The 25,925-nt window shown below is 67.5% G+C and carries 29 protein-coding genes; 21 read left to right on the top strand and 8 right to left on the bottom strand.

Features of this window, described 5'->3' with window-relative positions; translation table 11 throughout:
- The first annotated feature begins 152 nt into the window (after positions 1-152).
- Together DSM104440_RS05510 and DSM104440_RS05505 are read left to right on the top strand one after the other, a co-directional pair.
- A complete protein-coding gene (locus DSM104440_RS05510) occupies positions 153-653 on the top strand; it encodes a DUF3291 domain-containing protein (RefSeq protein WP_171161057.1) in 501 nt (166 codons plus the stop codon).
- Positions 650-1,915 carry a serine hydrolase domain-containing protein gene (locus tag DSM104440_RS05505; RefSeq protein ID WP_171161056.1) on the top strand — a complete coding sequence of 422 codons (1,266 nt, stop codon included), beginning with the start codon at positions 650-652 and terminating at the stop codon, positions 1,913-1,915. The genes DSM104440_RS05510 and DSM104440_RS05505 overlap by 4 nt, the downstream gene beginning before the upstream one ends.
- Before the next feature lie 19 nt (positions 1,916-1,934).
- On the opposite strand, the gene DSM104440_RS05500 is transcribed toward DSM104440_RS05505, so the two are convergent.
- On the bottom strand, positions 1,935-2,900 hold the full coding sequence (locus DSM104440_RS05500; RefSeq protein ID WP_212758218.1) for a Bug family tripartite tricarboxylate transporter substrate binding protein: 966 nt from the start codon (positions 2,898-2,900) through the stop codon (positions 1,935-1,937).
- Between the two features lie 131 nt (positions 2,901-3,031).
- Here DSM104440_RS05500 and napE point away from each other — a divergent pair, with 131 nt between their 5' ends.
- From napE to ipdC, 14 genes are all read left to right on the top strand, one after another.
- The gene (gene napE / locus DSM104440_RS05495) at positions 3,032-3,184 is read left to right on the top strand and encodes a periplasmic nitrate reductase, NapE protein (protein WP_171161054.1); all 153 of its coding nucleotides are present in this window, start codon (positions 3,032-3,034) and stop codon (positions 3,182-3,184) included.
- 5 nt (positions 3,185-3,189) lie between these two features.
- Positions 3,190-3,459: a chaperone NapD gene (locus DSM104440_RS05490; RefSeq protein ID WP_171161053.1), complete on the top strand. Its 270-nt coding sequence runs from the start codon at positions 3,190-3,192 to the stop codon at positions 3,457-3,459.
- Positions 3,456-5,963 carry a periplasmic nitrate reductase subunit alpha gene (napA, locus tag DSM104440_RS05485; RefSeq protein WP_171161052.1) on the top strand — a complete coding sequence of 836 codons (2,508 nt, stop codon included), beginning with the start codon at positions 3,456-3,458 and terminating at the stop codon, positions 5,961-5,963. Before DSM104440_RS05490 ends, napA begins: the two co-directional genes overlap by 4 nt.
- Positions 5,960-6,433: a nitrate reductase cytochrome c-type subunit gene (locus DSM104440_RS05480; RefSeq protein WP_171161051.1), complete on the top strand. Its 474-nt coding sequence runs from the start codon at positions 5,960-5,962 to the stop codon at positions 6,431-6,433. The genes napA and DSM104440_RS05480 overlap by 4 nt, the downstream gene beginning before the upstream one ends.
- On the top strand, positions 6,430-7,035 hold the full coding sequence (locus DSM104440_RS05475) for a cytochrome c3 family protein (RefSeq protein ID WP_212758217.1): 606 nt from the start codon (positions 6,430-6,432) through the stop codon (positions 7,033-7,035). The genes DSM104440_RS05480 and DSM104440_RS05475 overlap by 4 nt, the downstream gene beginning before the upstream one ends.
- A 63-nt stretch (positions 7,036-7,098) precedes the next feature.
- The gene (locus DSM104440_RS05470) at positions 7,099-7,383 is read left to right on the top strand and encodes a metal-sulfur cluster assembly factor (protein ID WP_212758216.1); all 285 of its coding nucleotides are present in this window, start codon (positions 7,099-7,101) and stop codon (positions 7,381-7,383) included.
- Positions 7,380-8,456, top strand: a complete 1,077-nt coding sequence (locus tag DSM104440_RS05465) for a hypothetical protein (protein ID WP_171161050.1) — start codon at positions 7,380-7,382, stop codon at positions 8,454-8,456. Before DSM104440_RS05470 ends, DSM104440_RS05465 begins: the two co-directional genes overlap by 4 nt.
- Before the next feature lie 79 nt (positions 8,457-8,535).
- Complete coding sequence (locus DSM104440_RS05460) at positions 8,536-10,833, top strand: nitric-oxide reductase large subunit (protein WP_246212098.1); 2,298 nt, start codon at positions 8,536-8,538, stop codon at positions 10,831-10,833.
- 4 nt (positions 10,834-10,837) lie between these two features.
- Positions 10,838-11,314 (top strand): Rrf2 family transcriptional regulator, encoded by a 477-nt coding sequence (locus DSM104440_RS05455; protein ID WP_171161049.1) that lies wholly within the window; start codon positions 10,838-10,840, stop codon positions 11,312-11,314.
- On the top strand, positions 11,311-11,682 hold the full coding sequence (locus tag DSM104440_RS05450) for a YbaN family protein (protein WP_171161048.1): 372 nt from the start codon (positions 11,311-11,313) through the stop codon (positions 11,680-11,682). Before DSM104440_RS05455 ends, DSM104440_RS05450 begins: the two co-directional genes overlap by 4 nt.
- 108 nt (positions 11,683-11,790) lie before the next feature.
- A complete protein-coding gene (gene ubiU / locus DSM104440_RS05445; RefSeq protein WP_246212097.1) occupies positions 11,791-12,747 on the top strand; it encodes a ubiquinone anaerobic biosynthesis protein UbiU in 957 nt (318 codons plus the stop codon).
- Positions 12,744-13,658: a ubiquinone anaerobic biosynthesis protein UbiV gene (gene ubiV / locus DSM104440_RS05440; RefSeq protein WP_171161046.1), complete on the top strand. Its 915-nt coding sequence runs from the start codon at positions 12,744-12,746 to the stop codon at positions 13,656-13,658. The genes ubiU and ubiV overlap by 4 nt, the downstream gene beginning before the upstream one ends.
- Positions 13,655-14,050 (top strand): ubiquinone anaerobic biosynthesis accessory factor UbiT, encoded by a 396-nt coding sequence (gene ubiT, locus DSM104440_RS05435; RefSeq protein ID WP_171161045.1) that lies wholly within the window; start codon positions 13,655-13,657, stop codon positions 14,048-14,050. Before ubiV ends, ubiT begins: the two co-directional genes overlap by 4 nt.
- Positions 14,047-15,693, top strand: a complete 1,647-nt coding sequence (gene ipdC, locus DSM104440_RS05430; protein ID WP_171165697.1) for an indolepyruvate/phenylpyruvate decarboxylase — start codon at positions 14,047-14,049, stop codon at positions 15,691-15,693. Before ubiT ends, ipdC begins: the two co-directional genes overlap by 4 nt.
- Here the strand turns inward: ipdC and trhA are convergent.
- The 3 genes from trhA to DSM104440_RS05415 are packed head-to-tail and all read right to left on the bottom strand — an operon-like array spanning position 15,663 to position 18,764.
- Positions 15,663-16,280 carry a PAQR family membrane homeostasis protein TrhA gene (gene trhA / locus DSM104440_RS05425; RefSeq protein ID WP_171161044.1) on the bottom strand — a complete coding sequence of 206 codons (618 nt, stop codon included), beginning with the start codon at positions 16,278-16,280 and terminating at the stop codon, positions 15,663-15,665. The two genes, ipdC and trhA, sit on opposite strands and share 31 nt — an antisense overlap.
- Positions 16,281-16,287: 7 nt before the next feature.
- Positions 16,288-16,584, bottom strand: a complete 297-nt coding sequence (locus tag DSM104440_RS05420) for a hypothetical protein (protein WP_171161043.1) — start codon at positions 16,582-16,584, stop codon at positions 16,288-16,290.
- Positions 16,572-18,764, bottom strand: a complete 2,193-nt coding sequence (locus DSM104440_RS05415; RefSeq protein ID WP_171161042.1) for a TonB-dependent hemoglobin/transferrin/lactoferrin family receptor — start codon at positions 18,762-18,764, stop codon at positions 16,572-16,574. Before DSM104440_RS05415 ends, DSM104440_RS05420 begins: the two co-directional genes overlap by 13 nt.
- An 80-nt stretch (positions 18,765-18,844) precedes the next feature.
- Between DSM104440_RS05415 and DSM104440_RS05410 the strand changes: the two genes are divergently transcribed.
- The gene (locus tag DSM104440_RS05410) at positions 18,845-19,555 is read left to right on the top strand and encodes a Crp/Fnr family transcriptional regulator (RefSeq protein ID WP_171161041.1); all 711 of its coding nucleotides are present in this window, start codon (positions 18,845-18,847) and stop codon (positions 19,553-19,555) included.
- On the opposite strand, the gene DSM104440_RS05405 is transcribed toward DSM104440_RS05410, so the two are convergent.
- From DSM104440_RS05405 to DSM104440_RS05390, 4 genes are all read right to left on the bottom strand, one after another.
- A complete protein-coding gene (locus DSM104440_RS05405) occupies positions 19,545-19,862 on the bottom strand; it encodes a c-type cytochrome (RefSeq protein WP_171161040.1) in 318 nt (105 codons plus the stop codon). The genes DSM104440_RS05410 and DSM104440_RS05405 overlap by 11 nt on opposite strands.
- A gap of 2 nt (positions 19,863-19,864) precedes the next feature.
- Positions 19,865-20,428, bottom strand: a complete 564-nt coding sequence (locus DSM104440_RS05400; protein ID WP_171161039.1) for a hemerythrin domain-containing protein — start codon at positions 20,426-20,428, stop codon at positions 19,865-19,867.
- Complete coding sequence (locus DSM104440_RS05395) at positions 20,415-22,160, bottom strand: nitrite reductase (protein ID WP_171161038.1); 1,746 nt, start codon at positions 22,158-22,160, stop codon at positions 20,415-20,417. Before DSM104440_RS05395 ends, DSM104440_RS05400 begins: the two co-directional genes overlap by 14 nt.
- Positions 22,161-22,255: 95 nt before the next feature.
- Entirely contained in the window at positions 22,256-22,474 is a 219-nt protein-coding gene (locus tag DSM104440_RS05390) for a DUF2249 domain-containing protein (protein WP_171161037.1), read from the bottom strand.
- 123 nt (positions 22,475-22,597) lie between these two features.
- Between DSM104440_RS05390 and DSM104440_RS05385 the strand changes: the two genes are divergently transcribed.
- From DSM104440_RS05385 to cyoE, 4 genes are read left to right on the top strand one after another with little or no spacing between them, the layout of a single operon-like run.
- Entirely contained in the window at positions 22,598-22,771 is a 174-nt protein-coding gene (locus DSM104440_RS05385; RefSeq protein ID WP_171159547.1) for a hypothetical protein, read from the top strand.
- A gap of 13 nt (positions 22,772-22,784) precedes the next feature.
- Entirely contained in the window at positions 22,785-23,327 is a 543-nt protein-coding gene (locus DSM104440_RS05380; protein WP_171161036.1) for a cupredoxin domain-containing protein, read from the top strand.
- Positions 23,328-23,337: 10 nt separating this feature from the next.
- Entirely contained in the window at positions 23,338-25,059 is a 1,722-nt protein-coding gene (locus tag DSM104440_RS05375) for a cbb3-type cytochrome c oxidase subunit I (RefSeq protein ID WP_171161035.1), read from the top strand.
- Between the two features lie 13 nt (positions 25,060-25,072).
- Entirely contained in the window at positions 25,073-25,921 is an 849-nt protein-coding gene (cyoE, locus tag DSM104440_RS05370; protein WP_171161034.1) for a heme o synthase, read from the top strand.
- The last annotated feature ends 4 nt before the right edge of the window (positions 25,922-25,925 follow it).

Here is a 25,925-nt window from a genome sequence, read left to right as displayed (position 1 = left end):
ATGGCCCGAAAGGCCCCGAAGTTGCAGGGGTGTCATCCGACGGCAATGAGTTCGTCAAAATGCCTCACATGAACTCACAAAAAAATTCGCTTCCACTCCACCACCACGAGGGTAGTCTCTTTCGCTAACGCACAGTCCCCAGGAGTACTTCCGTGTCCGCCTACCACCTCGCCCAGATCAACATCGCCCGCGCAAAGGCCGAAATGGACGACCCCGTCATGGCCGGTTTCGTTGCGCGCCTCGACGATGTCAACAAGCTCGCAGATGACAGCCCGGGTTTCGTCTGGCGCTTGCAGACCGAGGAAGGCGACGCCACCGCGCTGCGTCCCTACGAAGACAACCGCATTCTCGTCAACATGTCGGTGTGGGAAACGCCCGAGGCGCTGCGCGCCTTCGTCTATCGCGGTGCCCACACGGACGTGATGCGCCAACGCAAGGCATGGTTCGAGCGCATGCCCGAGATGTACTACGCGCTGTGGTGGATTCCGGTCGGCCACATTCCCACGCTCCAGGAAGCCAAGGACCGCCTCGAGCACCTGCGCACGCACGGGGAAAGCGCCCAGGTGTTCACGTTTGCCAAGCTCTTTCCCGCGCCCGATGCGCAGGACGCGAAGCCGGTCGAGGGATTTGCCGACCCCTGCCCGGCACTGTGACCACCTCAAGGTTTGTCGCATCCCTCATCGCCGTAGCACTTGCAGCGGCCAGTCACACGGCCCACGCTGCGCCCGACGAGATTGAACTCGGGAAAAGCGACGGCTACCCGTTTCAGGCGTTGGTGCCCGGCTTCAGCTTCACCAATGAGCGAACCAAGGTCGGCACCTTCAGCAACATGGAGGAGATCTTCTCGCCCCGAAAAATCGCCGCATCGCCGGCGTCCTCACCGCTACCTCCCCATGACGGATCCCCGTCATTGACGTACTCGTACAACGGGCAAAGCTACTCGGTCGATGACTTCCTGAATCGACAACGGATTACGGGCTTGCTCATCCTGAAGGACGGGAAGGTCGTCCTGGAGCGCTACCAGTACGACCGCAAGCCCGAACATCGCTTCGCATCGATGTCCATGGCGAAGACCGTCGTCGGATTGCTGGTCGGCGTGGCCCTGAAGGAAGGCAAGATCGCGTCGCTCGACGATGCGGCCGAAAAATACGCCCCCGATCTGAAGGGATCCGCCTGGGGACCGATGACCTTGAGGAACCTGCTTCGCATGAGCTCCGGACTGAAGTGGAGCGACAAGGTTGTCGCCGGAGGGGCAACGGACATCGGAAGACTCAGCTCAGAGACCTTCTTTCGCCGTACCGGCGGAGGTCCCTCCGCGATCACGTGGGTGAAGGATTCCGTCGCGCCCCAGGGAACCACGTTCAACTATTCGAGCGCGGAGACGTTCGCACTCGCCCTGGCGCTTCGGGGTGCGATCGGCGTCGACCTGGCCACCTATTTCTCGGAACGGATATGGAAAGTCATTGGCGCGGAGTCCGATGCTTCCTGGCTGACCGACTGGTCGGGAATGGAGTCGGCCTTTTGTTGCATGAATGCGCGCCTGCGTGACTACGGCCGACTCGGCCTCCTGCTGGCCAACGATGGCTCGTGGAACGGGCGAGAAGTCATCCCCAGGGATTTTCTTCTCGATGCGACCGACGCCACTCGCCAGCCTGACCACCTGAAGCCACGTCGCGCGACCCAGTTCTTCGGCTACGGCTATCAAACCTGGATCTATCCCTACACCACTCGAACCTTCCAGGCCCGAGGGCTATTTGGCCAGGAAATCATTGTCCAACCCGAGTCCAGGATCGTCGTCGTCATGACATCGGTCTCGCGCACACCGGAAACGGTCAGTGAGGTGTTTGTCGAGAGAAACTATTTCGTCGGCGCCGTATTGAAAGCGCTTGGGGGCAAGGCCGATATGTACCGGTAACGGCGGCCAGCCCCGCAAGCTACTCCGCCTTCGCGCCTGACGCAGTCACGACCTTCTCCCACTTCGCCGTCTCGGCCGCGATCACCTTGCCGAAGTCCGCGGGCGTGCCCGGAATGGGCTTGCCGCCGAGCTCGGCCAGCCGCTCGCGCATCTTCGGATCGGCCAGCGCCCGGTTCACCTCGGCGTTGATCTTGTCGACAGCCTCCTTCGGTACACCGCGCGGCATGCCGATGCCGAACCACGCCGTCGCCTCATAGCCGGGCACGGTGTCGGCCACGGTCGGCGTGTCGGGCAACGCCGGGTCGCGCTCGGTGGACGTCACCGCGAGCGCGCGCAGCTTTCCACCTTTTATATGACCGATGGACGACGGCAGGTTGTCGAAGAGGACGTCGACCTGGCCCGGGATGAGGTCGGCGATCGCCGGGCCCGCGCCCTTGTAGGGCACGTGCAGCATCTGGCAGCCGGTCATCATCTTGAACATCTCGCCCGACATGTGGACCGAGGTGCCGCTGCCCGAGGAGGCCATGTTGATCTTCCCGGGGTTGGCCTTGCAGTAGTCGATGAACTCCTTCACGGTCTTCGCCGGGAAGTTGTTGTGCACTTCCATCACATTGGGCGCGCGCACCAGGCCCGCAACGGGCTCCACGTCGCGGATCACGTTGAACGGAAGGTTCTTGTAGAGCGTGGCGTTGATTCCGTGCGCGGGATTCACGAGCAGCATGGTGTAGCCGTCGGGCGGCGACTTGATCGCGATCTCGGTGCCGATGTTGTTGCCGCCACCGGGCTTGTTCTCGACGATGAAGGTCTGGCCCATCTTCTCGGTGAGCCACTGCGCGATGATCCGCGCGAGCACGTCCGTCGTTCCGCCCGGCGGGTAGGGAACGATCCACTTCACAGGCTTGTTGGGATAGCCCTGGGCCAGGGCGGGCAGCGAAATGAAGGCGGCGAGGAACGCCGCGGCGGCGAGACAGGCGATGCGGTGCACGATTTCTCCTCCGGTCTGTTTTAGGTCGGGACGCCACGCCATGCTAGCCGATTCGGGGCCCGGTTTGACCTGCCTCAACCCGTGGAGGAATATCGGGGTCAGCATCGCCCCAGCCATGATCAGGAGAACCGATGCATTCGCAAGACCCCGCTCGCAAACAGGAACTCAAGGCTTTCCTTTTCCTGACGGTCGTGATGGCGCCGGTGCTCGCCGCGCTCATTGTCTCGACCTATGGTTTCGCCATCTGGATCTACCAGATGTTCGCCGGCCCGCCCACGGGCTGAGCGCCATGGCCGAAGTCCACATCACCAGCGCCGTCGCCTTCGTGAAGCCGGAGCGCGCCGTCGCGATCGCCGCCGACATCGTTCGCCGCGGGCTTGCCGACGTTCCGCAGGCCGACGACGCGTCCGGCCGGCTGGTCGTCCTGATCGAGAAGCCCTCCACGGGCGACGTGCTCGACACGATCGACGCGATCCGCGCCCTCAACGGGGTCCTGGCCATCCACCTTGTCTACCAGCATGTCGAGGACGAATCGGTCCTCGCCGAGGATCACTCATGAAGATCACCCGCCGCGAATTCATCCGCAGCACCGCCATCTCCGCCGCTGCAGCGGCCGCAGGGATGCCGGCGCTCGCCTCCAACGTCGTCACCGACTCGGCCTCCGCCGGTACCAAATGGCACAAGGCGCCTTGCCGCTTCTGTGGCACGGGCTGCGGCGTCACGGTCGCCGTCAAGAACAACCGCGTGATCGCCACCAACGGCGACCCGCTGGCCGAAGTGAACCGCGGCCTGAACTGCGTGAAGGGCTACTTCCTCTCGAAGATCATGTACGGCGAGGATCGCCTCACGCGCCCGCTGCTGCGCATGAAGGACGGCAAGTTCGACAAGAACGGCGACTTCGCGCCGATCTCCTGGGAGAAGGCCTTCGACATCATGGCCGAGAAGTGCAAGGCCACGCTCAAGGCGAAGGGGCCTACCGCGGTCGGCATGTTCGGCTCGGGCCAGTGGACGATCTGGGAAGGCTACGCCGCGAACAAGCTCATGAAGGCGGGCTTCCGCTCCAACAACATCGACCCCAACGCGCGCCACTGCATGGCCTCGGCCGCGGTGGGCTTCATGCGCACCTTCGGCATGGACGAGCCCATGGGCTGCTATGACGACATCGAGGTCGCGGATGCCTTCGTGCTCTGGGGCTCGAACATGGCCGAGATGCACCCGATCCTCTGGACGCGCGTGACCGACCGGCGCTTGTCGAACCCGAACGTGAAGGTGGCGGTGCTTTCCGTCTTCGAGCACCGCAGCTTCGACCTCGCCGACGTCCCGATCATCTTCAAGCCGCAGACCGATCTCGCGATGCTCAACTACATCGCCCGCTACATCATCGAGACGGGCAAGGTGAACCAGGACTTCATCGCGAAGCACGTGTCCTTCAAGAAAGGCACGACCGACATCGGCTACGGCCTGCGCCCCACGCATGCGCTCGAGAAGAAGGCGAAGAACGCCGACAAGGCGGCCGACATGGCGCCGAGCACGTTCGAGGAGTTCAAGAAATCCGTCCAGCCCTACACCGCCGAATACGTCTCGAAACTCTCGGGGGTTCCGGTCGACAAGTTGAAGGCACTCGCCGAGCTCTACGCCGACCCGAAGGTAAAGGTGATGTCCTTCTGGACGATGGGCTTCAACCAGCACACGCGCGGCGTGTGGGCTAACAACCTCGTCTACAACATCCACCTGCTCACCGGAAAGATCTCCACGCCGGGCAATTCGCCCTTCTCGCTCACGGGCCAGCCCTCCGCGTGCGGCACGGCGCGTGAAGTCGGGACCTTTTCGAACCGGCTGCCGGCCGACATGGTCGTCACCAACCCCGAGCACCGCAAGCACGCCGAGGAGATCTGGAAGCTGCCGCCGGGAACCATCGTCGACAAGCCCGGGTACCACGCCGTCCTCCAGAACCGGATGCTCAAGGACTCGAAGCTCAACTTCTACTGGGTCCAGGTGAACAACAACATGCAGGCCGGCGCGAACATGATGGAGGAGGGTTATCCGGGCTACCGCAATCCCGACAACTTCATCGTGGTGTCGGACGCGTATCCGACCGTCACCTGCCAGGCCGCGGACCTCATCCTGCCCACCGCGATGTGGGTCGAGAAGGAAGGCGCGTACGGCAACGCCGAGCGCCGCACGCATTTCTGGCACCAGCTCGTGAAGGCGCCGGGCGAATCGCGCTCGGATCTGTGGCAGCTCATGGAGTTTTCCAAGCGCTTCAAGGTCGACGAGGTGTGGCCCGCGGAGTTGCTCGCGAAGAAGCCCGAGTACAAGGGCAAGACGCTCTACGACATCCTCTTTCGCAACGGACAGGTCGACAAGTTCCCGTCGTCGCAGATCGAAGCGGGCTACGAGAACGACGAAGCCAAGGCCTTCGGCTACTACGTCCAGAAGGGCCTCTTCGAGGAGTACGCGGCTTTCGGCCGCGGCCACGGGCACGACCTCGCGCCCTTCGACGAATACCACAAGGTGCGCGGCCTTCGCTGGCCGGTCGTGGACGGCAAGGAAACGAAGTGGCGCTACAAGGAAGGCACCGATCCGTACGCCAAGGCCGGCAGCGGCTGGGACTTCTACGGCAACAAGGATCACCGCGCCAACATCATCGCCCTTCCCTACGAGCCGGCCGCGGAAGAACCCGACAAGGACTACCCGTTCTGGCTCTCGACCGGACGCGTGCTCGAGCATTGGCATTCGGGCTCGATGACCGGCCGCGTGCCCGAGTTGCAGCGCTCGTTCCCGAACGCCGTGTGCTTCATGCACCAGGATGACGCCGATGCGCTGAAGGTGCGCCGCGGCGACGAGATCAAGATCATCTCGCGGCGCGGCGAGATGCTCACGCGCGTGGAAACGCGCGGGCGCAACAAGCCGCCCAAGGGCCTGGTGTTCGTGCCGTGGTTCGACGCTTCGCAGCTCATCAACAAGGTGACGCTCGACGCGACCGACCCGATCTCCAAGCAGACGGACTTCAAGAAGTGCGCGGTGAAGATCGTCGCCGTCACGAAGGGGGCCAAGGCATGAAGCGCATCCTCCTCGCGCTCCTCGCCGCCGGGTTGTGTTTCGCCGCGGCTGCGCAGAACCCTTCCTCGCCGGGCCTCAACCACGGCCTGCGCGGCAACACCGCACTCGACAAGGAGTCGACGCCGGCGCTGCTGCCCAAGCCGGTGAACGACGACCAGCGCAAGGCGCGCAACTATCCGATGCAGCCGCCGCTCATCCCGCACCAGATCGACAACTATCAGGTCGACGCGAAGTTCAACAAGTGCATGAGCTGCCACGGGCGCGACAAGGTCGCCGACAGCCAGGCGCCGATGGTGAGCGTCACGCACTTCATGGACCGCGACGGCAACATGCGCAACGAGATCTCCCCGCGGCGCTACTTCTGCACGCAGTGCCATGTCATGCAGACCGACGCGAAGGTGCCGGTGAAGAACACCTTCCAGGACTTCTACTCCGCGACCGCCGATGAAAAGAAGGGCGCGAAGAAATGATCCGCGCCCTGGTCGCGCGCGTGCAGGTCTGGTGGCGCACCGTCTCCACCCCGAGCAAGTACTACAGCCTGGGCTTCCTCACGGTGGGCGGGTTCATCGCCGGCATCATCTTCTGGGGCGCGTTCAACACCGTGCTCGAGCTCACCAACACCGAGCCCTTCTGCACGAGCTGCCACGAGATGCGCGACAACGTGTTCGTGGAGTTGAAACCCACGATCCACTATTCGAACCGCTCGGGCGTGCGCGCGACCTGCCCCGATTGCCACGTGCCGCACAACTGGACGGACAAGATCGGCCGCAAGATGCAGGCCTCCAAGGAAGTCTGGGGCAAGATCTTCGGCACCATCAACACGCGCGACAAGTTCGTCGAGAAGCGCCTGGAGCTCGCCCAGCACGAGTGGGCGCGCCTGAAGGCCAACAACTCGCTCGAATGCCGCAACTGCCATCGCTTCGAATCGATGGACTTCACCCGCCAGAGCGTGCGTGCGCAGGGAATGCACTCGACCGCGCTCGCGAACGGCGAGAAGACCTGCATCGACTGCCACAAGGGCATCGCCCACCGGCTGCCCGACATGGGCAAGGCCGCGGCCACGGGTCACTGACTGGACTCCCCGGCCGAGAGCCTGCGTTTCGAGTTCCACGGGGACGCTTCCCTGGCGCTTGCCGTGGCGAAAGCGCTCGCTCGCGTCGTCGATCCGGAGATGGCCATCGGCATCGTCGACCTCGGACTCGTCTACGAAGTCCGCATCGACGAACGCTCCGCGCTCGCGCGCATCACGATGACCACGCCCGCCTGCCCGGTCACCGAGCTGATCGTGGAGGAAACGCGCGAGGCCCTCGGCACCGTCGTGGGCCCGGAACGCGACATCGTCGTCGAAGTCGTGTGGGACCCGCCCTGGGATCCGGAACGGATGAGCGAACGCGCGCGCAGCGCGATGGGTTGGGATTGAGCGCCGCGCCGCGGCTGGCCCTCCTCGCGTTCGCCCTCGCCTGCGCTGTGACGGGAATCGCCGGCGGTCTCGCGCGCGCCGGTATCGCGGTCGATGCGCCCACCGGCGCCGCGCTGCACGCGGTGCTCATGATTCCCGGATTCCTCGGCACCGTGATCAGCCTCGAGCGCGCGGTCGCCCTCGGTTCGCGCTGGGCGTTCGGCGCGCCGCTCGCCGCGGGGCTCGGGGCCGTGCTGTTCGCCTTCGCCCCACCGCCCTTCGGCCTCGTGCTCATGGCCATCGCGCCCTTGTGGCTCACCGCCGCAAGCGTGGCGATCGCCGCGCGCCAGTTCGAGCCGCACACGGCGCTGCTCGTGGTGGCGAGCCTCGCGTGGGCCGTGGGCAACGTCGCGTTCCATTTCGGCGCCGCGTCCGCAGCACCTGCGTGGTGGTTCGTCTTCCTCGTGCTCACCATCGCGGCCGAGCGCCTGGAGATGACGCGCCTCATGAAGCGGCGCGCGGCGGCCGCTCCGCTTCTGGGCCTGTGCGTCGCGCTGCTCCTCGCCGGCGCGGCGCTCTCGCTCGCCGACGCCGCACGCGGCGGCATCGCGTTCGGTATGGCGCTCGCGGGCCTGGCCGCCTGGCTCGCCGTCTTCGATCTCGCCCGGCGCACGATCCGCACCGAAGGCTTCTCGCGCTACGCCGCGGTCGCACTCCTCGCTGGCTACGGCTGGCTCGGCGTCGCCGGATTCGCATGGGCGATGCAGGGCTTCGATCCGCGCTGGCGCGATGCCGCGCTGCACGCCCTGGGCCTGGGCTTCGTCTTCTCGATGATCCTCGCGCACGCGCCACTCGTCGTTCCGGTGATCGCGCGGCGCCGGCTCGCCTACACGCCGGCGTTCTACATACCGCTCGCCCTGCTGCACGCGTCCCTGCTCGTTCGGCTCGCTCTGGCGCCCTTCGACGCGGCCTTCCGCGCCTGGGGCGCGGCGCTCAATGCCGTCGCGCTGGTCGTGTTCGTGGCGACGCTCGCCGTCGCGATGTCCCGGCGCGGCGCATCCGGGGGAACCGGGAGCCTCGCGCCACCCCTTTGACGCGCGTCAAAGGCCCGGCGGCAAAGTTGCATATCGTTTGCAACTATTGCCAGCCGCGTAATCGCGTGAGGAACGGATCGTGAACAACCGCAAGCTGTGGATGTGGCTCGGAGCCACCTTTGTGCTGTCTTTCGCCGTGCTGCTGTACCTGGGCCGCGAGATCTACCTCGCCGCGCCGCCCGTGGTCAACGTGAAGGTCGAAGGCGGCAGGACGCTCTACACCGCCACCGAAGTCCAGAAAGGCCAGCGCGCCTGGCTCGCCGCCGGGGGCCAGCAGTTGGGCACCGTGTGGGGGCATGGCAGCTACGTCGCGCCCGATTGGTCGGCCGACTGGCTGCACCGCGAGATCGTCGCCTACCGCGACGTCCGCGCGCAGACGATGTTCCAGCGGCCGTATGCGCAGCTCACGACCTCGCAGCAAGGCTCGGTCGATGCGCTCGTGAAGCGCGAGCTGCGCGAGAACACGTATGACGCCGCGACCAATACGGTCAGCGTCTCGCCCGAGCGCGCCGAGGCGATCGCCACGGTCCAGGCGCACTACACCGCGCTCTTCGGCGACGCGCCCGAGATGGCGTGGCTGCGCGAGCGCTACGCGATGACCGCGAATAGCCTGCCTTCGGCCGAGCACCGCAAGGCGCTCGCGGGCTTCTTCTTCTGGTCCTCGTGGTCAGCGAGCACCGACCGCCCCGGGGAAAAGGGCCTGTCGTACACGAGCAACTGGCCGCACGAACCGGCGATCGGCAACACGCTGCCCTCGAGCGCGGCCATGTGGTCCGTGGCGAGCATCATCCTGCTGCTCGCCGCGCTCGCCGGCATGGTCTGGTACCACGGCTCGCGGCGCGAGGAGCCCGACCCGAAGATTCCGGAGCGCGACCCGCTGATCAACGCCGTCCCCACGCCTTCGATGAAGGCGACGCGCAAGTACTTCTTCGTGGTGATCGGCCTGATGCTGCTGCAGATCGCCATGGGCGTGGTCACGGCCCACTACGCCGTCGAAGGCAACGCCTTCTTCGGCTTCCCCCTCGCCGACTTCCTTCCCTACACCACGAGCCGCACGATCCACACGCAGATGGGCATCTTCTGGATCGCCACCGCGTGGCTCGCGACCGGCCTCTACATCGCGCCGCTGCTCTCCGGGCACGAACCGAAGATGCAGAAGCTCGGCGTGGACGTGCTCTTCTACGCGCTGGTCGCGATCGTCGTCGGCTCCACCGCGTTCGGCTGGCTGGGCACCTTGCAGCGCCAGGGCTTCGACTTCACGTTCTGGCTGGGCGCGCAGGGACTTGAGTTCACGAGCATGGGCCGCGTGTGGCAGATCCTCCTCTTCGTGGGCCTCATGCTCTGGCTCCTGCTGCTCGGGCGCGCGCTGTGGCCCGCGCTGAAGAAGCCCGGCGAGACGCGCGGCCTCATCGCGATGGTGTTCCTCTCGGCCACGTGCATCGGTGGCTTCTACGCCACCTCGCTCACCTGGGGCCAGCACACGCACTACTCGATGGTGGAGTACTGGCGCTGGTGGCTCGTGCACCTGTGGGTGGAGGGCTTCTTCGAAGTCTTCGCCACCGCGGTGATCGCGCTGCTCTTCACGCGCCTGGGGCTCGTCGCCGCGTCGTCGGCCAACCGCGCCATCGTGATGGAGACCATCGTCTTCCTGTTCGGCGGCATCCTGGGCACGCTCCACCACCTCTACTGGACGGGCACGCCGACCTCCGTGATCGCGGTGGGCGCGGTGTTCTCGGCCCTCGAGGTCGTGCCCCTCACGATGCTCGGCATCGAGGCGTTCGCGAACTACCGGCGCAGCAAGGCCGCGCCGTGGATCGCCGCGTACAAGTGGCCGATCCTGTGCTTCGTCGCCGTCGCGTTCTGGAACTGCGTGGGCGCGGGGCTGCTCGGCTTCGCGATCAACCCGCCCGCCGCGCTCTACTACGTGCAGGGCCTGAACATGACGCCCGCCCACGGACATGCGGCCCTCTTCGGCGTGTACGGCATGCTCGGGATCGGCCTCATGCTCTTCTGCCTGCGCGGCCTCTTCGAGCGCGCGCGCCACGCCGACTGGCTGCTCGCGCCGGCGTTCTGGGGCCTCAACATCGGCCTCGCGATGATGGTGTTCCTGTCGCTGCTGCCCGCCGGCATCTACCAGGCCTGGCACAGCATCGACACGGGCCTGTGGTATGCGCGCTCGCCGGCGATCATCCACTCGGGCGTCATGGAGACGCTGGTGTGGCTGCGCGTTCCGGGCGACATCCTCTTCGCGATCGGCGCGCTGCTGCTCGCGCTCTATGCGCTGCGGCTTCTCGGCCGCCCGGGGGCGAAGGTACCCGCGGCCGTGGGTGAAACGCAATCGCACGGCGGCCAAGCGCAGCCGCGCGGCGCGGACTGAAGCCATGCGCCTGCTCACTTCCACCGACTACGCGCTGCGGGTGCTGATCCACCTCGCCACCGCACCCACGGGGCACGCGACCGTGACCGAGATCGCGGAGGCTTACGGCATCTCGAGGAACACGCTCGTGAAGGTCGTGAACGGGCTGGGCCATGTCGGGCTCGTCAACACCGCGCGCGGCTCCGGCGGTGGCGTTCGCCTCGGCAAACCCGCGGAGGAGATCGACATCGGGACGGTCGTGCAGCTGATGGAAGGCACGGACGTTCTCGCCGAGTGCTTCGATCCGGCGGGCCACGGCTGCGTGATTGCGCGCAGCTGCCGCCTGCCGGCCGTCCTGGGCGAAGCCGCGCGTGCGTTCCATGCCGTGCTCGCCAGGCACACCCTCGCGGACATGGTCCGCGACCGCGAGCCCCTCGTCGCGATCCTGCATCCGGCAGGCGCCGCGGCGAAGGGATCGTGCTGCGGAGGTTGCGGCGGATGAAGCGTGCGCCGCTTGCCCGCGCGGCCTACTGCGCCGCGGGCACGGTGTTCGTCGCCATCGGAATCGCGGGCGTGATCCTGCCGCTGCTGCCCGCGACACCGTTCTTCCTTCTCGCCGCCGCCTGCTACTTGCGCGGATCGCAGCGCGCCTACGACTGGCTGCTCGCGCATCGCGTGTTCGGCGCGGGCATCCGCGCATTCCGCGAAGGCCGCGGCATTTCCCGCCGTGCCAAGGCGGCGGCCCTCGCAACGATGTGGGCGTCCCTGGGTGTGTCGATGCACGTCGCGGGCAGCCTCGGCGCCGTCGCGGCCCTCGCGGCGATCGGCGGCAGCGTGACGTTCTTCCTGCTGAGGTTGTCGTCGGCCTAGGCGCCGCGATTCGCTTTTTCCTGATCTAGTTCAAAGCCCGGGCGCAGGCGGCGGGCTACGCTCATCGGAATGCGCCTGGTCTGCCCCGCGGGAACACCGCCCTCCCTCATGGCCGCCGTGGACAACGGCGCCGATGACGTCTATCTCGGTTTCCGCGATGAAACCAACGCGCGCAACTTCGCCGGCCTGAATTTCGACGAGGCGTCGCTGCGCAAGGGCATCGATCACGCGCACGCGCGCGGGGCCAACGTGCTCGTCGCGCTCAACACCTACCCGCAACCCGGAACCTGGCGGCGCTGGCACGCGGCCGTCGACCGCGCCGCCGCCCTCGGCGCCGACGCGATCATCGTCGCCGACGCGGGGCTCATGCGCTACGCCTCGCGCGAGCACCCGAAGCTCCGGATCCATTTGTCGGTGCAGGGCTCGGCCACGAACGCCGAGGCGATCAACTTCTATCACGAGCGTTTCGGTGTGGCGCGCGCGGTGCTGCCGCGCGTGCTCTCGCTCGCGCAGGTCGAGAAGGTGATCGGCCGCACCAAGGTCGAGATCGAGGTCTTCGGCTTCGGCAGCCTCTCGATCATGGTGGAGGGGCGCTGCGCGCTTTCCTCGTACGCCACCGGTGAATCCCCCAATACCCACGGCGGTTGCTCGCCCGCCAAGGCGATCGCCTGGCAGGAACGCGGCACGGTACTCGAATCGCGCCTGGGCGGCGTACTGATCGACCGCTTCGACGCGGGCGAAAGCCCCGGCTACCCGACGCTGTGCCGCGGGCGCTTCACCGTGAAGGGCGAGACCTACTATCCCTTCGAGGAACCCACGAGCCTCAACACGCTCGAGCTTCTCCCGAAGCTCCAGGCGATGGGTGTGACCGCCGTGAAAATCGAGGGGCGCCAGCGCACGTCGCGCTACGTGGAGACGGTGACGCGCGTGTGGCGTTCCGCAATCGACGAATGCGCCACCCATCCGCAGCGCTATCGCGTGCATCCCGCGTGGCACGAAGCCCTCGCGAGCGTCTCCGAGGGCCGGCAGTGCACGCTCGGCGCCTATCACCGCCCCTGGAAATGATCCCGCAACGCCGCCCGCGCCTCGCACTCGGCCCCCTCACCTACTACTGGCCGCGCGCGCAGGTGTTCGACTTCTACGAGCAGGCCCTCGCCTGGCCCGTCGATACCGTGTACCTCGGCGAGACCGTGTGCTCGCGCCGCCACGAGCTGCGTTCCGCCGACTGGCTCGAGCTCGCCGCGCGCTTCGCCGCCGCGGGCAAGGAAGTCGTGCTGTCGACCTTCGAATTGATCGAATCCGATTCGGACATGCGCACGATGCGCGCGGTTGCGGAGAACGGCCGCTTTCGCGTCGAGGCGAACGACATGGGCGCGGTGGCCCTCCTCGCCGGGCGCGCGCCCTTCGTGGCCGGCCCTTTCCTCAACGTGTACAACGCGGGCACGCTCGCGCTGCTGGCCGAGTCGGGCGCGATGCGCTGGGTCGCCCCGGTGGAGCTCTCGGCTTCGGGCATCGCCGCCGTGCGCGCTGAGGCCGAACACGCGATCGAGACCGAAGTCTTCGCGTGGGGCCGCCTGCCGCTCGCGGTATCGGCGCGCTGCTTCACCGCGCGCTATCACAACCTGCACAAGGACCGCTGCGAATACCGCTGCCTCGAGGATCCGGAGGGCCTGCTCGTGGAGACCCGCGAAGGCGAACCCTTCCTCGTCATGAACGGCGTGCAGACGCAATCGGCGAGCGTGCAGAACCTCGCGCCATGGATGCCCGACATGGCGCGCCTCGGCGTGGATGTCCTGCGCCTCTCGCCCCAGGCGAGCGGCATGAGCGAAGTGGTTTCGGTCTTCGCGCAGCTGGCGTGCGGCGCGCTGGGCGTGGACGCGGCCGGCGAGCGCCTGGCACACGTCGCGAACGCGCGCACGTGCGACGGCTACTGGCACGGGCAACCGGGCATGGCGCGCGTCGCGCAGCCGCAATGAGGATCGCCTCGCTGGCGCTCGCCACGGCGCTCAATGCGTTCCTGCGCCGCAAGCTTCCCGCGGAGGTCTTCGATCGACTCTCGGGCCGCGAAGTTTGCATCGACGTGACGCGCCCCGCAATGCGCGTGAGCTTCCTCGTTCGCGCGCGGCATTTCGTGCCGATGCGCCCCAGCGGCGAACCGTACCTGCGCTTTCGCGCCAGCGCGCGCGACTTCGCCGCCATCGCCGCGCGCGAGGAAGATGCCGACACGCTTTTCTTCCAGCGGCGGCTCGTGGTCGAAGGCGACACCGAGAGCGGGCTGCTCGTGAAGAACGCCCTCGAGGCCCTCGAGGCGCCGCGCACGCGCGCGCTGCTTCGCCGGGCCTTGCGGATCACCGGAGCGCCGCGCTGAACGAGCCCACGACGCTCGCCGCGGCCCTGATCGCCGCCTTTCGCGCGCACGGCGCGACCGAGGTCTTCGGCATTCCCGGCGACTTCGCGCTTTCCTTCTTCGACGAGCTCGAGCGCCATGCGGCGCTGCCGCTCTACACGCTCTCGCACGAGCCGTCCGTGGCCTTCGCGGCCGACGCGTCCGCGCGCATCCGCGGCGCGCCCTCGGTGCTCGCCGTGACCTACGGAGCCGGCGCGCTGAACGTCGTGAACGCGATTGCCGGCTCCTACGCCGAAAAGGCGCCCGTGGTCGTGGTGTCCGGCGCGCCCGCGTCCGGCGAGCGTACCGGCGGCCTGCTCGTGCACCACCAGGCCAAGCGGTTCGATTCGCAGCTCGCCATCTTCCGCGAGATCACCTGCGACCAGGCATGCCTCGACGATCCTGCGCGCGCGCCCGCGGAGGTCGCGCGCGTGCTCGCTTCGGCGCGGCGGCTATCGCGGCCCGTGTACCTCGAGGTGCCGCGCGACCTATTCGACGCGCCTTGCGCCGCCATTGCGCGGCTCCCCGACGCGGAGCCCGACGCCGAAGCCATCGCCGCCTGCGCCGACGAGGTCCTCGCGCGCCTCGCCGCCGCGCGGCGCCCCGTGCTGATGGTGGGCGTTGAAGTGCGGCGTTTCGGGCTCGAGGCCGAGGTCGCACGCCTCGCCCGCACACTGGCGATCCCGGTCGTCACGAGCTTCCTGGGCCGGGGCCTGCTCGCCTCGAGCGACGCGCCGCTGGCCGGCACCTACCTCGGCGCCGCCGGCGATGGCGCGGTGAGCGCGCTGGTCGAGGAATCCGACGCGCTGCTCCTGCTGGGCGTGATCGTCTCCGACACCAACTTCGGCGTCTCGCCCACGCGCGTGGACCTGCGCCACGCCATCCACGCGCTCGACGGCTGCGTGAGGCTCTCGCACCATGCGTATCCGGACATTCCGCTCGGCGCGCTGGTCACGGCCCTTCTCGCACGCGCCCCCCGCCTCTCGGACGCTCGCCGTGTCGAGACCGCGCATCCGCCGCACGGCCTCGCCGACGACGCGCGCGCCGTCACACCCGTCGACATCGCCGCCGGGATCAACGACCTGATGGCCGAGCACGGGCGCTTCCCGGTGTCCGCCGACGTGGGCGACAGCTTGTTCACGGGGCTCGACCTGGAACCGACCGACTACGTCGCGCCCGGCTACTACGCGACGATGGGGTTCGCCGTGCCGGCGGCCCTGGGCATCCAGGCGACCACCGGACGCCGGCCCCTCGTGCTCGTGGGCGACGGCGCGTTCCAGATGACCGGCTGGGAGCTGGGGCATTGCCGCCGCTACGGATGGGATCCCATCGTCGTGGTGCTCAACAACAGCGGCTGGAGGATGCTCTCGGCGTTTCGTCCCGGCGCGCGCTACGCGGAGCTGGGCACGTGGGACTTCGCCGCGTGCGCGAACGCGCTCGGCGGACGTGGGTGGCGGATCGAGACGCGCCACGATCTGCAGCTCGCGCTGGGCAGCGCCGCGAGCGACCGGGGACAGTTCCACTTGCTCGACGTTCGCCTTGCGCCCGACGCCCTCTCGGAGACCTTGCGCCGCTTCGCCGGCGCCCGCGCCCCTCAGGCGACGAACAACGCAATCGCGGCGTAGTGCACGCCGCTGCCACCCATCACGAAGAGATGCCAGATCCCGTGCCAGTGCCGGTAGCGCTCGTCGAAGATGTAGAAGACGATGCCCAGGGTATAGATCGCGCCGCCGGCCGCGAGCCACGCGAGGCCCTCGAGCGAGATCGCCGTGACGAGCGGGGCCACCGCGACGAGCGCGAGCCAGCCCATGAGCAGGTAAATCACCAGTGACGAGGCGCGCGCACCCTTCGCGAGCGTCAACTCCTGGACGATACCGATCACCGCGAGCCCCCACACGATCCCGAAGAGCGTCCAGCCCCACGGTCCGTTGAGCGTCACCAGCGTGAAGGGCGTGTAGGTGCCCGCGATCAACACGTAGATCGCGCAGTGGTCGAGCTTGCGGAAGACGCTCTTCGCCGGGCCGCGCACGCTGTGGTACAGCGTGGAAACGACGTAGAGCAGCACCAGCGACGTACCGTAGATCGAGAAGGCGACGATGCGCCAGGGATCGGCGCGCAGCGACGCGGCGACGATGAGCGCGATGGCCCCCGCCAGCGCGAGCACCGCCCCCGCTAGGTGGGTGTAACCGTTGAATCGCTCGCCTGCGTACATGCTTCTCCTAACCGATCCTTGCCAGAAGTTCGCGCGCCCGCGCCTGCAGTGCGATGTAGGTGGCTTCCCACCCGCCGGCACGCGGCGTCGTGAGCGCGATGCGCTCCACGACTTCGCGCAGCGCCGCCGCCTCGCCCCGCGCCGCGGCGATAGCCGCATCATGCTCTTCGGCGGGAACGTACTCGGCCTTGCGATCGCGGCAGATCCCGACGCACGGCCGCGGATGATCGATGCGTCCGCAGCCCACGCATTCCCAGACGGCGATGCGCGTGACCTCGACCTCGGGCTCGGCTAGAACCGCCATTTCACCAACACGCTCGCGTTGCGGCCGGGCTGCGTGTAGCGGTCGAAGCTCGCGCCGGGATTGGTCACGGACTTCATGTCGGACCACCACCAGTACTTGCGGTCGAAGAGGTTGAAGATGCCCGCGTGCACGGTCACCTGCCCGCCCAGCCGCACGAATCCGGTGAGGTCGGCGATGGTGTACGACGGCGACGGCACGAGCACCCCAGCGGAAGCGTCGATGCGACTCTTTTCGGCAGCGTGGGTGACGACGAGTTCGCCGCCCCATTTTCCCGTCGGCAGCTCCCAGGCAAGGCCGGCCACCATCTTCGCGGGCTCGACCGCGTTGAGCGGCACGCCCTTCGAAAGATCGTCGCCGCGGCTCCACGCTGCACCCGCGCGCGCGGTCCAGCCGGGTGCCAGCCGCGCCTCGGCGCGCGCTTCGAGGCCTTCGATGCGCGCCTTCGTGACGTTCTGCGACTGGAAGGTGATCGGCGCGCCCGGCACGCAGCGCGGGTCACCCGGGCACGGCAGCGGCGCGCGCGTGATGATGAGATCGTGGTAGTCGGTGCGGTACGCCGTGAGCGAATAGTCCAGCGCTTCATGCCGGCCGCGCACGCCGAACTCGATCCCGCGGCTTCGCTCGGGCTCCAGGTCCGGATTGGCGATCACCGCGTAACCGAGCGGCAGGTTCGAAAGCCCCACGTTCGCGTCCGCATAGGGCGGCGCGCGAAAGCCCGCGGCGAGTTGCAGGGAAAGGGTCGTGCGCGGCGTGAGTGACCAGAGCGCGCCGAGCTTGGGCGACCACGCATCGTCCGAGAGCGAGACTACTTGCCGCCCGGGATTGGACGCGGTGTAGAGGTCGTCGGGCTCGGGCTTCGTTTCGTAGCGGTCGTAGCGCAGCGCGGGAATGAGCCGCACGGGATCGAGCGTGATCTCGTCCTGCACGAACGCGCCCACGCGCTCCACCTGCGTGTTGGGAAAGTCGCGCGTCGGGAAGATGTCGGTGCCGACGACGTTGGTGATGGAACCGGTGTTGAGATTCACCTGCCGGCCGTCGCGCTTCTCTTCGGTGTCGAGGCGCGCGCCTTCGACGCCGTAGACGAGCTTGTGGCGTCCGGCGAGGCTCTCGCCGATCAGCGTGAAGCCTGTTTCCTCCTGGCCGAAGGTGAAGCGCGCCTCGCGCCGGCAGCGCACGGTGCCGTTGGCCGAGAGGCACTGCGCCGTGGTGTTGGCGCGCTCCTCGAAAGTGTCCTGCGTGGTCTTCGCTTCCTGGCGGTACGCGAGCCACGAGAGGCGATCGACGAAGCCCGGACCCGCGGCGTCGCCGTCGATGCTGAAGCGGCTGCGCTCGGCGCGATCGTCCGCAACGAGGGTCACGGTCTTCACGGATTGCGGGTTGAGCGACCGCACGTCGGTCGCGACATCGCGCTCGTAGCGATCGAAGGTGAAGCGCCAGCGCCCGCTATCGAGGGGCACGACCACCTTCGCGAGCATCGCGGTCGAGCTCGTGTCCTGCGGATTGGGCGTGGTGCGCGTCGCCCCCACGGTGTCGGAGCTTCCCTGGTTCTCGCGCTCGTGGCCCTCGGCGCGGCTCGCGGCAACCAGCGCCTCCACACCCCCGAAGCGAAAAGCGCCCGCACCGAGCTCCGACCACGAGCGATCGGCTTGCGCGTAGCCCGCGTCGATCGCGCCCGCCGCGGTCGCGCCGCGAGCGAGCACGTCGCGCGGATCGATCGTGCTGATCGACACCACGCCCGCGAGCGCATCCGAACCGTAGAGCGCGGAACCTGGCCCGCGAAGGATCTCGATGCGCGAGACGAGCCCCAGGTCGAGCGGATTGCGATTGGCGTTCGAGAAGCTCCCGATCCGGAAGTGGTCGGGCATGCGGATGCCGTCCTGCATCATCAACACGCGGTTTCCATCCAGGCCGCGGATCGCGATGTTGCCCAGGCCGAAGCGCGTGGCCGAATTCTCGATCGACACGCCGGGCTCGTAGCGAAGCGCGTCGCGCAGGTCATGCGAAAGCGTGCGGTCGAGCTCCTCGCGCTCGATCACGCTCACCGTCGCGGGCGTGGCCTCGATGGCCTCGGCCACGCGGCTCGCCACCGAGGTCACGAGGATCTTGTCCATGGGAACCGGTGCCGCCGGCGTGCTTGTAGCCCCGGGAATCAGGGCAAAGACCAGGAATGGTAAGTACACGCTCCCATCCTGGGGCCCGCCCGGCGCCGACAGTTGATCCGGCTCAAATCCCCCGGCGCGCCGGCACCGACAATGGGCCGATGCATATACCAGTTCAATTTCCGTCGCGCCGCCCGGGCCGCACGATCGACCTGCTCGCGCACGCCCCGCTCTTCAAGGACGTCCCCCCGGACAACCTCGAGCGCATCGTCGCGGGCACGACGGAGATCCGCGTCGAACGCGGCCGCCTGCTCTTCCAGCGCGGCGATCCGTGCGTGGGCTTCCACATCGTGGTGTTCGGTCAGGTGAAGCTCTCGGTGGGCACCGCGGCCGGCGCCGAGAAAGTGGTCGAGATCATCGGGCCGGGCATGACCTTCGGCGAAGCGCTGATGTTCACCGACCGCCCCTACGTCGTTTCGGCCACGGCCCTGGTCGACTCGCTGCTGCTGCACGTGGACAAGTCCGTCCTCGACGCCGAGCTCGAACGCGACCCGCGCCTCGCGCGGCGCATGCTCGCCGGGCTTTCCTGGCGCCTGCACATGCTGGTGAAGGACGTCGAGTCGCTCACGCTGCACTCCGCGACCCAGCGCGTGATCGGCTACCTGGTGAGCCTCGAGGACGAAGGCGGCGGGCGCGTCACGCTTCCCGCCCAGAAATCCCTCGTCGCCTCGCGCCTCAACCTCACGCCCGAATACTTCTCGCGCATCCTCCACGAGCTGCAGGACGAATCCCTCCTGCGCATCGAGGGCCGCACGCTCGAGATCCTCGACCCCGCGCGCCTGCAGGCCTTCGGCGCGCAGGTCAGCGCGTAAGGACCCACCCGGCGAGCTTCTTCGCCTCGTCTTCCGACACCTTCGTGTTGGCCGGCATCGGGATCTGCCCCCATTTGCCGGTGCTGCCCTTCAGGATGCTCGCCACGAGCTTGGCATTCGCGTCCTTGTCGGCCTTGTACTTCTTCGCGACCTCGGCGTAGTCCGGGCCCACGAGCTTCTTGCCCACCGCGTGGCAGGCAGTGCAGCCCTTGTCCTTCGCGAGTTTCTCGTCGGCGCCGGCGGGCGCGCACACGAGGGCCGCCGCGACCGCGGCTATCGAAACGAGATAGTGCTTGGCTTGTTGCATGGTCAGGTCCTCTGCGGTGAAAGGGGAGCGCGGCGGTACGCCATGTCGCGATGGATCTCGCCGGCCGCCGCGGCGTCCAGGACGAGGCGCGCGACCGGGAAAGCCTCGGACTCCTCGATCCGGATGCGCTGGGAGTACGCCTCGGCGAGAGCGCGCGCGGCTGCGGAAAAATCCGGTCCGGGAAACCCTCCCGCCGCCACGCCGTGCAGCATCGAGCGCACGCGTTGCCAGGCCGCCTCGAGGACGGGGCGCTGCCCGGCGATCCGACGTTCGAAATCGCCGAACCGATCCGCGTCCTCGCCGCGCGCGAGCCCGGCGAGCACCGGAAACAGACCCTGCTCCTCGTCGCGGTCGTGATGATCGGCGGCGCTCTCGAAGAAGCGCAGCGCCGTGCCCGCGTATTCGCGTGCCTCGGGCGTCACGCCTTCCTTCGCGACCTTGTCGGCAAGATGGGTGACGAGGCCGCAGTTGCGCACGATCCGCTGGTGCGCCTGGTCGAGATCCTCCAGGACGCCCTCGAGCACGAAGCGGCCGCTGCGGCCCGCGCCGCAGCTAGTAGACGTCATGTTGCGTGTTGTAGATGTTGAAGTGGCCCGTCGGCGTGATCAGCTTCGGGTCCTTGATCACGGCCTTCAGCTTGAGCGTCTTGTCGTCCACGATCACGAGCGCGCTCTGCTGGTTCTTGGCACTCCACACCGCGAACCACACCTCGTCGCCCGCCTTGTTGTACTCGGGCTGCACGACGCGCCCCGCGGCATCGGCCGGGATGCCGGCCCACTCGGTGATCGGCAGCACCTTGAAGCCCGCCTTGAGGTTCCTCACGTCGAAGACGGCCACCGACTTGCTCACCTTCGGGTCCGGATGCAGCGGCGTGTCGACCCACAGGTTGTTGCTCTTCGGGTGCGTCTTGATGAAGAGGTTGCCCCCGCCCTGCCCGTCGACCTGCTCGCAGACCTTCCAGGCGTAGGCCTTGTGCTTCTCCGGATCGGTACCGATGAAGCTGATCTTCTCGCTGCCCAGGTGGCCCGTGGCCCACACCGGACCGCACTTCGGGTGCACGAAGTTCGCACCCCGCCCCGGGTGTGGAATCTTGTCCACGTCCACGAGCGAAACGAGCTTGCTGGTCTTCGCGTCGACGATCGCGATCTTGTTCGACTGGTTCGCGGCCATCAGGACGTAGCGCTTGCTCGCGTCCCAGCCGCCGTCGTGCAGGAAGCGCGCGGCGGGAATCTCGGTGATGTTGAGGTTGTCGATGTCGGTGTAGTTGACCATGAGGATCTTGCCGGTCTCCTTCACGTTCACCACGAACTCGGGCTTGTAGTGCGAGGCGGCGATGGCGGCCACACGCGGCTCGGGGTGGTATTCCTGCGTATCGACCGTCATGCCGCGCGTGCCGACCACCTTGAGGGGCTCGAGCGTGTCGCCCTTCATGATCACGAATTGCGGCGGCCAGTAGGAGCCGGCGATGGCGTACTTGTCCTCGTAACCCTTGTATTTCGACGTATCGACGCTGCGCGCTTCCAGGCCGACCTTGATCTCGGCCACGTTGTCGGGCTTCTCCATCCACAGGTCGATCATGTTGATCTTGGCGTCGCGACCGATCACGAACAGGTAGCGGCCCGAAGCCGACACGCGTGAGATGTGCACCGCGTAGCCGGTCTTGATGATGGAGATGATCTTCTTGGTGTCGCCGTCGATCAGCGCCACCTCGCCCGCGTCGCGCAGCGTGGTCGAGAAGATGTTCTCGAGGTTGTAGTTGTTCATCTTCTTCTTGGGGCGCTTGTCCACGGGCACGACCACGCGCCACGTGGCCTTCATCTCCGGCAGGCCGAATTCCGGCGGCTGCGGGGGCGTCTGCTGGATGTAGCGCGCCATCATGTCGACCTGCGGATCGGTCAGCTCGCCCGACGTGCCCCAGTTGGGCATGCCCGCGGGCGAGCCGTACTTGATGAACACCTTCAGGTACTCCGTTCCCTTGTCGAGCGTGAGGTCGGGCGTGAGCGGCTTGCCGGTCGCACCCTTGCGCAGCACGCCATGGCAGCCGGCGCAGCGTTCGAAATAGATCTGCCGCGCCTGGTCGAACTCGGTCTTCGACATCGCCGGCGCCTTCGGATTCACGTCCTGGTGCATGGGCGCGTCCTTGAGCGGCGACGATCCCGCCTGGTAGCGGATCTCCGCCGGATCGACGGGCTTGGGCTCGGGGGCGGGTGGCGTCTCGGTGTGCTTGCCTTGCGCGAAGGCGGAACTCACGGCGAAGGCAAGCGTGGCAAGCAGCGGGGTGGCGTGGCGCGTGGACATCCTCGGTCTCCTGGGGAGCAGTCTTTGTCGTATGTGTTCCGGAGTGTCGGCGCCGGCATGCACACCGACCTTGAACTCCATCAAGGTTTGGCGATTTAGCGAAAGACGGTGAGCTCGAAGCCCCGGTCGTCGCCGTGCAGGTCGTGGCTCCAGCCATCGCGCCGGAGCATCGCCAAGAGCGGCAGCGGCGCACGGTCGAACAGGAAGCGATGCGGCCCGGGCCCGGCTTGCGCGAGCGCGGACAGCACGCGCAGCAGGGGTTCGGGGGGTTCGAGCCCGCGAAGGTCGAGTGGATCGGGCGATGGCGAATGCACGCCGAATCGTCCCGCAGCCGGCAGGGGCGTTCCTTGAACTGGTTCAAGGCGCCGCCCCGCTGGCCGCCGGACGATTCGCTGCCGCTGGTACGGCGGCGTGAACTCACGACAACGGAGATCGCGATGAGCGAAAACACCGGAACCGCGCCCGAGCTCCCCGAAGACGAGCCCGTGCCCGCCATGCAGCAGTTGCTCGACAACCCCTTCCTGCTCCTGTTCGCGGGCGTCGCGCTACCCACCGTGCTCTACATCGTGTGGGGCGTGATGGAGATCGTGAACATCCCCGTGGCGAAGTGACGAGAGGCCCCCGATGAGCGCCATCGAACCCCCGCGCAACCGATTGTGGTGGAAGCAGCCGCTCGACCGCACCGAAGGGCTCTGGATCCTGATCGCCTTCGTGTGGTGCATGGTGATGTTCTTCATGATGCCGTACTGGCACATCTACGGAAAACAGAACCTCGCCAACGAGGCCTACCGCACCACGCCCGAGGCCTTCCAGAAGAAGACCGACGAGATGGTCGCGAAGCACAAGGTGCGCGAGGAGACCGACCTCAAGATCCCGGTCGTGCATCCGCCCGCCGGTTCCGACGTCTACCTCATCGCGCGGCTGTGGCAGTGGTGGCCGATGCTCGAGCTCGAGGCGGGCAAGACCTACCGCCTGCACCTCATGTCGATGGACTGGCTTCACGGCTTCTCGCTGCAGCCCGAGAACATCAACATCCAGGTCCACCCCGGCTACGAGCACATCCTCACGGTGACACCGACCGCACCGGGGAAATACTCGATCGTCTGCAACGAGTACTGCGGCATCAACCACCACACGATGGTGAGCCGCCTCTACGTGGTGAAGTGAGGAGACCGAGATGGCCGTGAACCGCAACTTCCGAACCTGCCCGTCCACGGGCCTCGTCTACCACGAGCCCGCCGAGAAACTGATGAAGTGGAACGCCGTGGCGGGCGTGGTGTTCCTGCTGCTTGGCGGCGTGCTCGCACTCCTGGTCACGCTCACGCGCTGGCCCGCGGTGCACCTGCTGCCCGCCGACTGGTTCTACCTCGTGCTCACCGCGCACGGGATCGACATGCTGATCTTCTGGATCATCTTCTTCGAGATCGCGGTGCTCTACTTCGCGGCCTCCACGCTGCTCAAGTGCCGGCTCGCGACACCGCGCATCGCCTGGGCCGCGTTCTGGATGATGATCGTGGGCGCGGTGATGAACAACGTCGCCGTCTTCAAGGGCGATTCGAGCGTGATGTTCACGTCCTACGTGCCGATGGGCGCGCACTGGGCGTTCTACCTGGGGCTCATCATCTTCGCGGTCGGGGCCCTGCTCGCCTGCTTCGTCTTCCTCGGCACGCTCGCCGTAGGCAAGGCCGAGAAGACCTACAACGGTTCGATCCCGCTGGTGACCTTCGGCGCGACGACCGCATGCATCATCGCGATCTTCACCATCGCCTCGGGCGCGATCATCCTCATCCCGACCTTCCTCTGGTCGGTGGGCCTGGTCGACCACATCGATTCGCTCATGTACAAGACGGTGTGGTGGGCGTTCGGCCACTCCTCGCAGCAGATCAACGTCTCCGCCCACGTCTCGGTGTGGTATGCCATCGCGGCGATCGTGTTCGGCGCGAAGCCCCTTTCCGAGCGCGTCTCGCGCGGCGCGTTCCTCCTCTACATCTTCTTCCTCCAGCTCGCGAGCGCGCACCACCTGCTCACCGACCCGGGCCTCACCTCCAACTGGAAGATCTTCAACACCAGCTATGCGATGTACCTCGCGGTGCTCGCCTCGATGGTCCATGGCCTCACCGTGCCCGGCGCGATCGAGGTCGCGCAGCGCGAGAAGGGCTACACCCGCGGGCTGTTCGAATGGCTGCGCAAGGCCCCGTGGGGCAACCCGATCTTCTCGGGCATGTTCATCTCGCTCATCGGCTTCGGGTTCCTCGGGGGCATCTCGGGCGTGATGATGGGCACCGAGCAGTTGAACCTGCTCATCCACAACACGATCTACGTGCCCGGGCACTTCCACGCGACGGTCGTGATCGGCACCACGCTCGCGTTCATGTCGCTCACCTACTTCCTCATCCCCACGCTCTTCAGGCGCGAGCTCATGTTCCCGAAGATGGCCGCGTGGCAGCCGTATCTCTTCGGCCTGGGCATGAGCGTCTTCGCGCTCTTCATGATGGGCGCGGGTACGCTCGGCGTTCCCCGCCGGCACTGGGACATCACGTTCGCGGGCAACGCGCTCGCGCACGAGTTCCCGGGCGCGGCGTTCCTGATGATGGGACTGACCGGGATAGCCGGCGTCGCGGCGGTCGTGGGCGGAGGGATGTACATCGCCATCGCCGTGGGCTCGATCTTCTTCGGCAAGCGCCTGGACGTTCCCGCCGCCCGGCGCGTGGCGGTGCGCGACGGCATGGCGCCGCCGCCCGAACCCGCACCCGCGATTCCCACGGGCCACGGCACGCCCGCCGCCTGGGGCCTGATCGCGCCGGGCACGTTCGCGCTCGCGATGGTGTTCCTCGTGTCCTTCGTCCTCTACTACTTCGTGAACTGGAAGTACCTGTCCACGGTGTGGCCGCTCAGTTGACGGAGGATTCGCGATGCGCCTTTTCCTCGACCTCTTCAAGCTGCGCATCGGCTTCGCGATCGCCCTGACCGCGCTCGCGGGCTCGATGGTGGCCCCGGGCACGGCCGGTGCGTGGCCGGTCGCGATCGTGACGCTCGCGGTGCTCTTCGCCTCGGCCGCCGCCGGCGCCTTCAACCAGTACGTGGAAGCCGACCTCGACCGGCGCATGGCGCGCACGCGCGGCCGCGCTTTCGCCACCGGGCGCCTGCAACGCGGCCCCACCTGGCTCGCGATCATCATCGCGATGGCCGCGGGCGCGACCGCGGCCGCCGCCACCGTGAGCTTCGAGGCAGCGCTCTACACCTTCCTGGGCGCGTTCACCTACGCCATCGTGTACACGGTGTGGCTCAAGCGCGCGACGTGGGCCAACATCGTGGTGGGCGGGCTCGCCGGAAGCTTCGCGGTGCTCGCGGGCGCGGCCTCGATCTCGCCGGAGGCGGCGCACGCACCGCTGCCGCTCGCCTTCGCGTTCATCCTCTTCCTCTGGACGCCGCCGCATTTCTGGAGCCTCGCGATCGTGCATCGCGAGGACTACGCCGCGGCCGGCATCCCGATGCTGCCCGTGGTGGCGGGCGAGGCGCGCGCCGCGCGCGCCGTCTTCGCCGGCGCCGTCGCGCTCGCCCTCTCCGCATTGCTTCCCCTCGCGCTCGGCATGGGTGCGATCTACGCCGTCGGTGCGATCGCCGGTGGCGTCCTGTTCGTGCGTGCCGCGTGGCGGCTCGCGCGCGAGCCCTCGAAAGCCACCGCGCGCGCGAGCTTCCGCGCCTCCCTGGTCCAGCTGTCGCTCCTGCTCGCCGCCGCGATCGCCGACCGCCTCGCCTGAGGGC

This window comes from Usitatibacter palustris (genome assembly GCF_013003985.1).
Lineage (GTDB): Bacteria > Pseudomonadota > Gammaproteobacteria > Burkholderiales > Usitatibacteraceae > Usitatibacter > Usitatibacter palustris.
The sequence above is the reverse complement of the archived record's forward strand: the minus strand, read 5'-3'. Positions and strand labels throughout refer to the sequence as shown.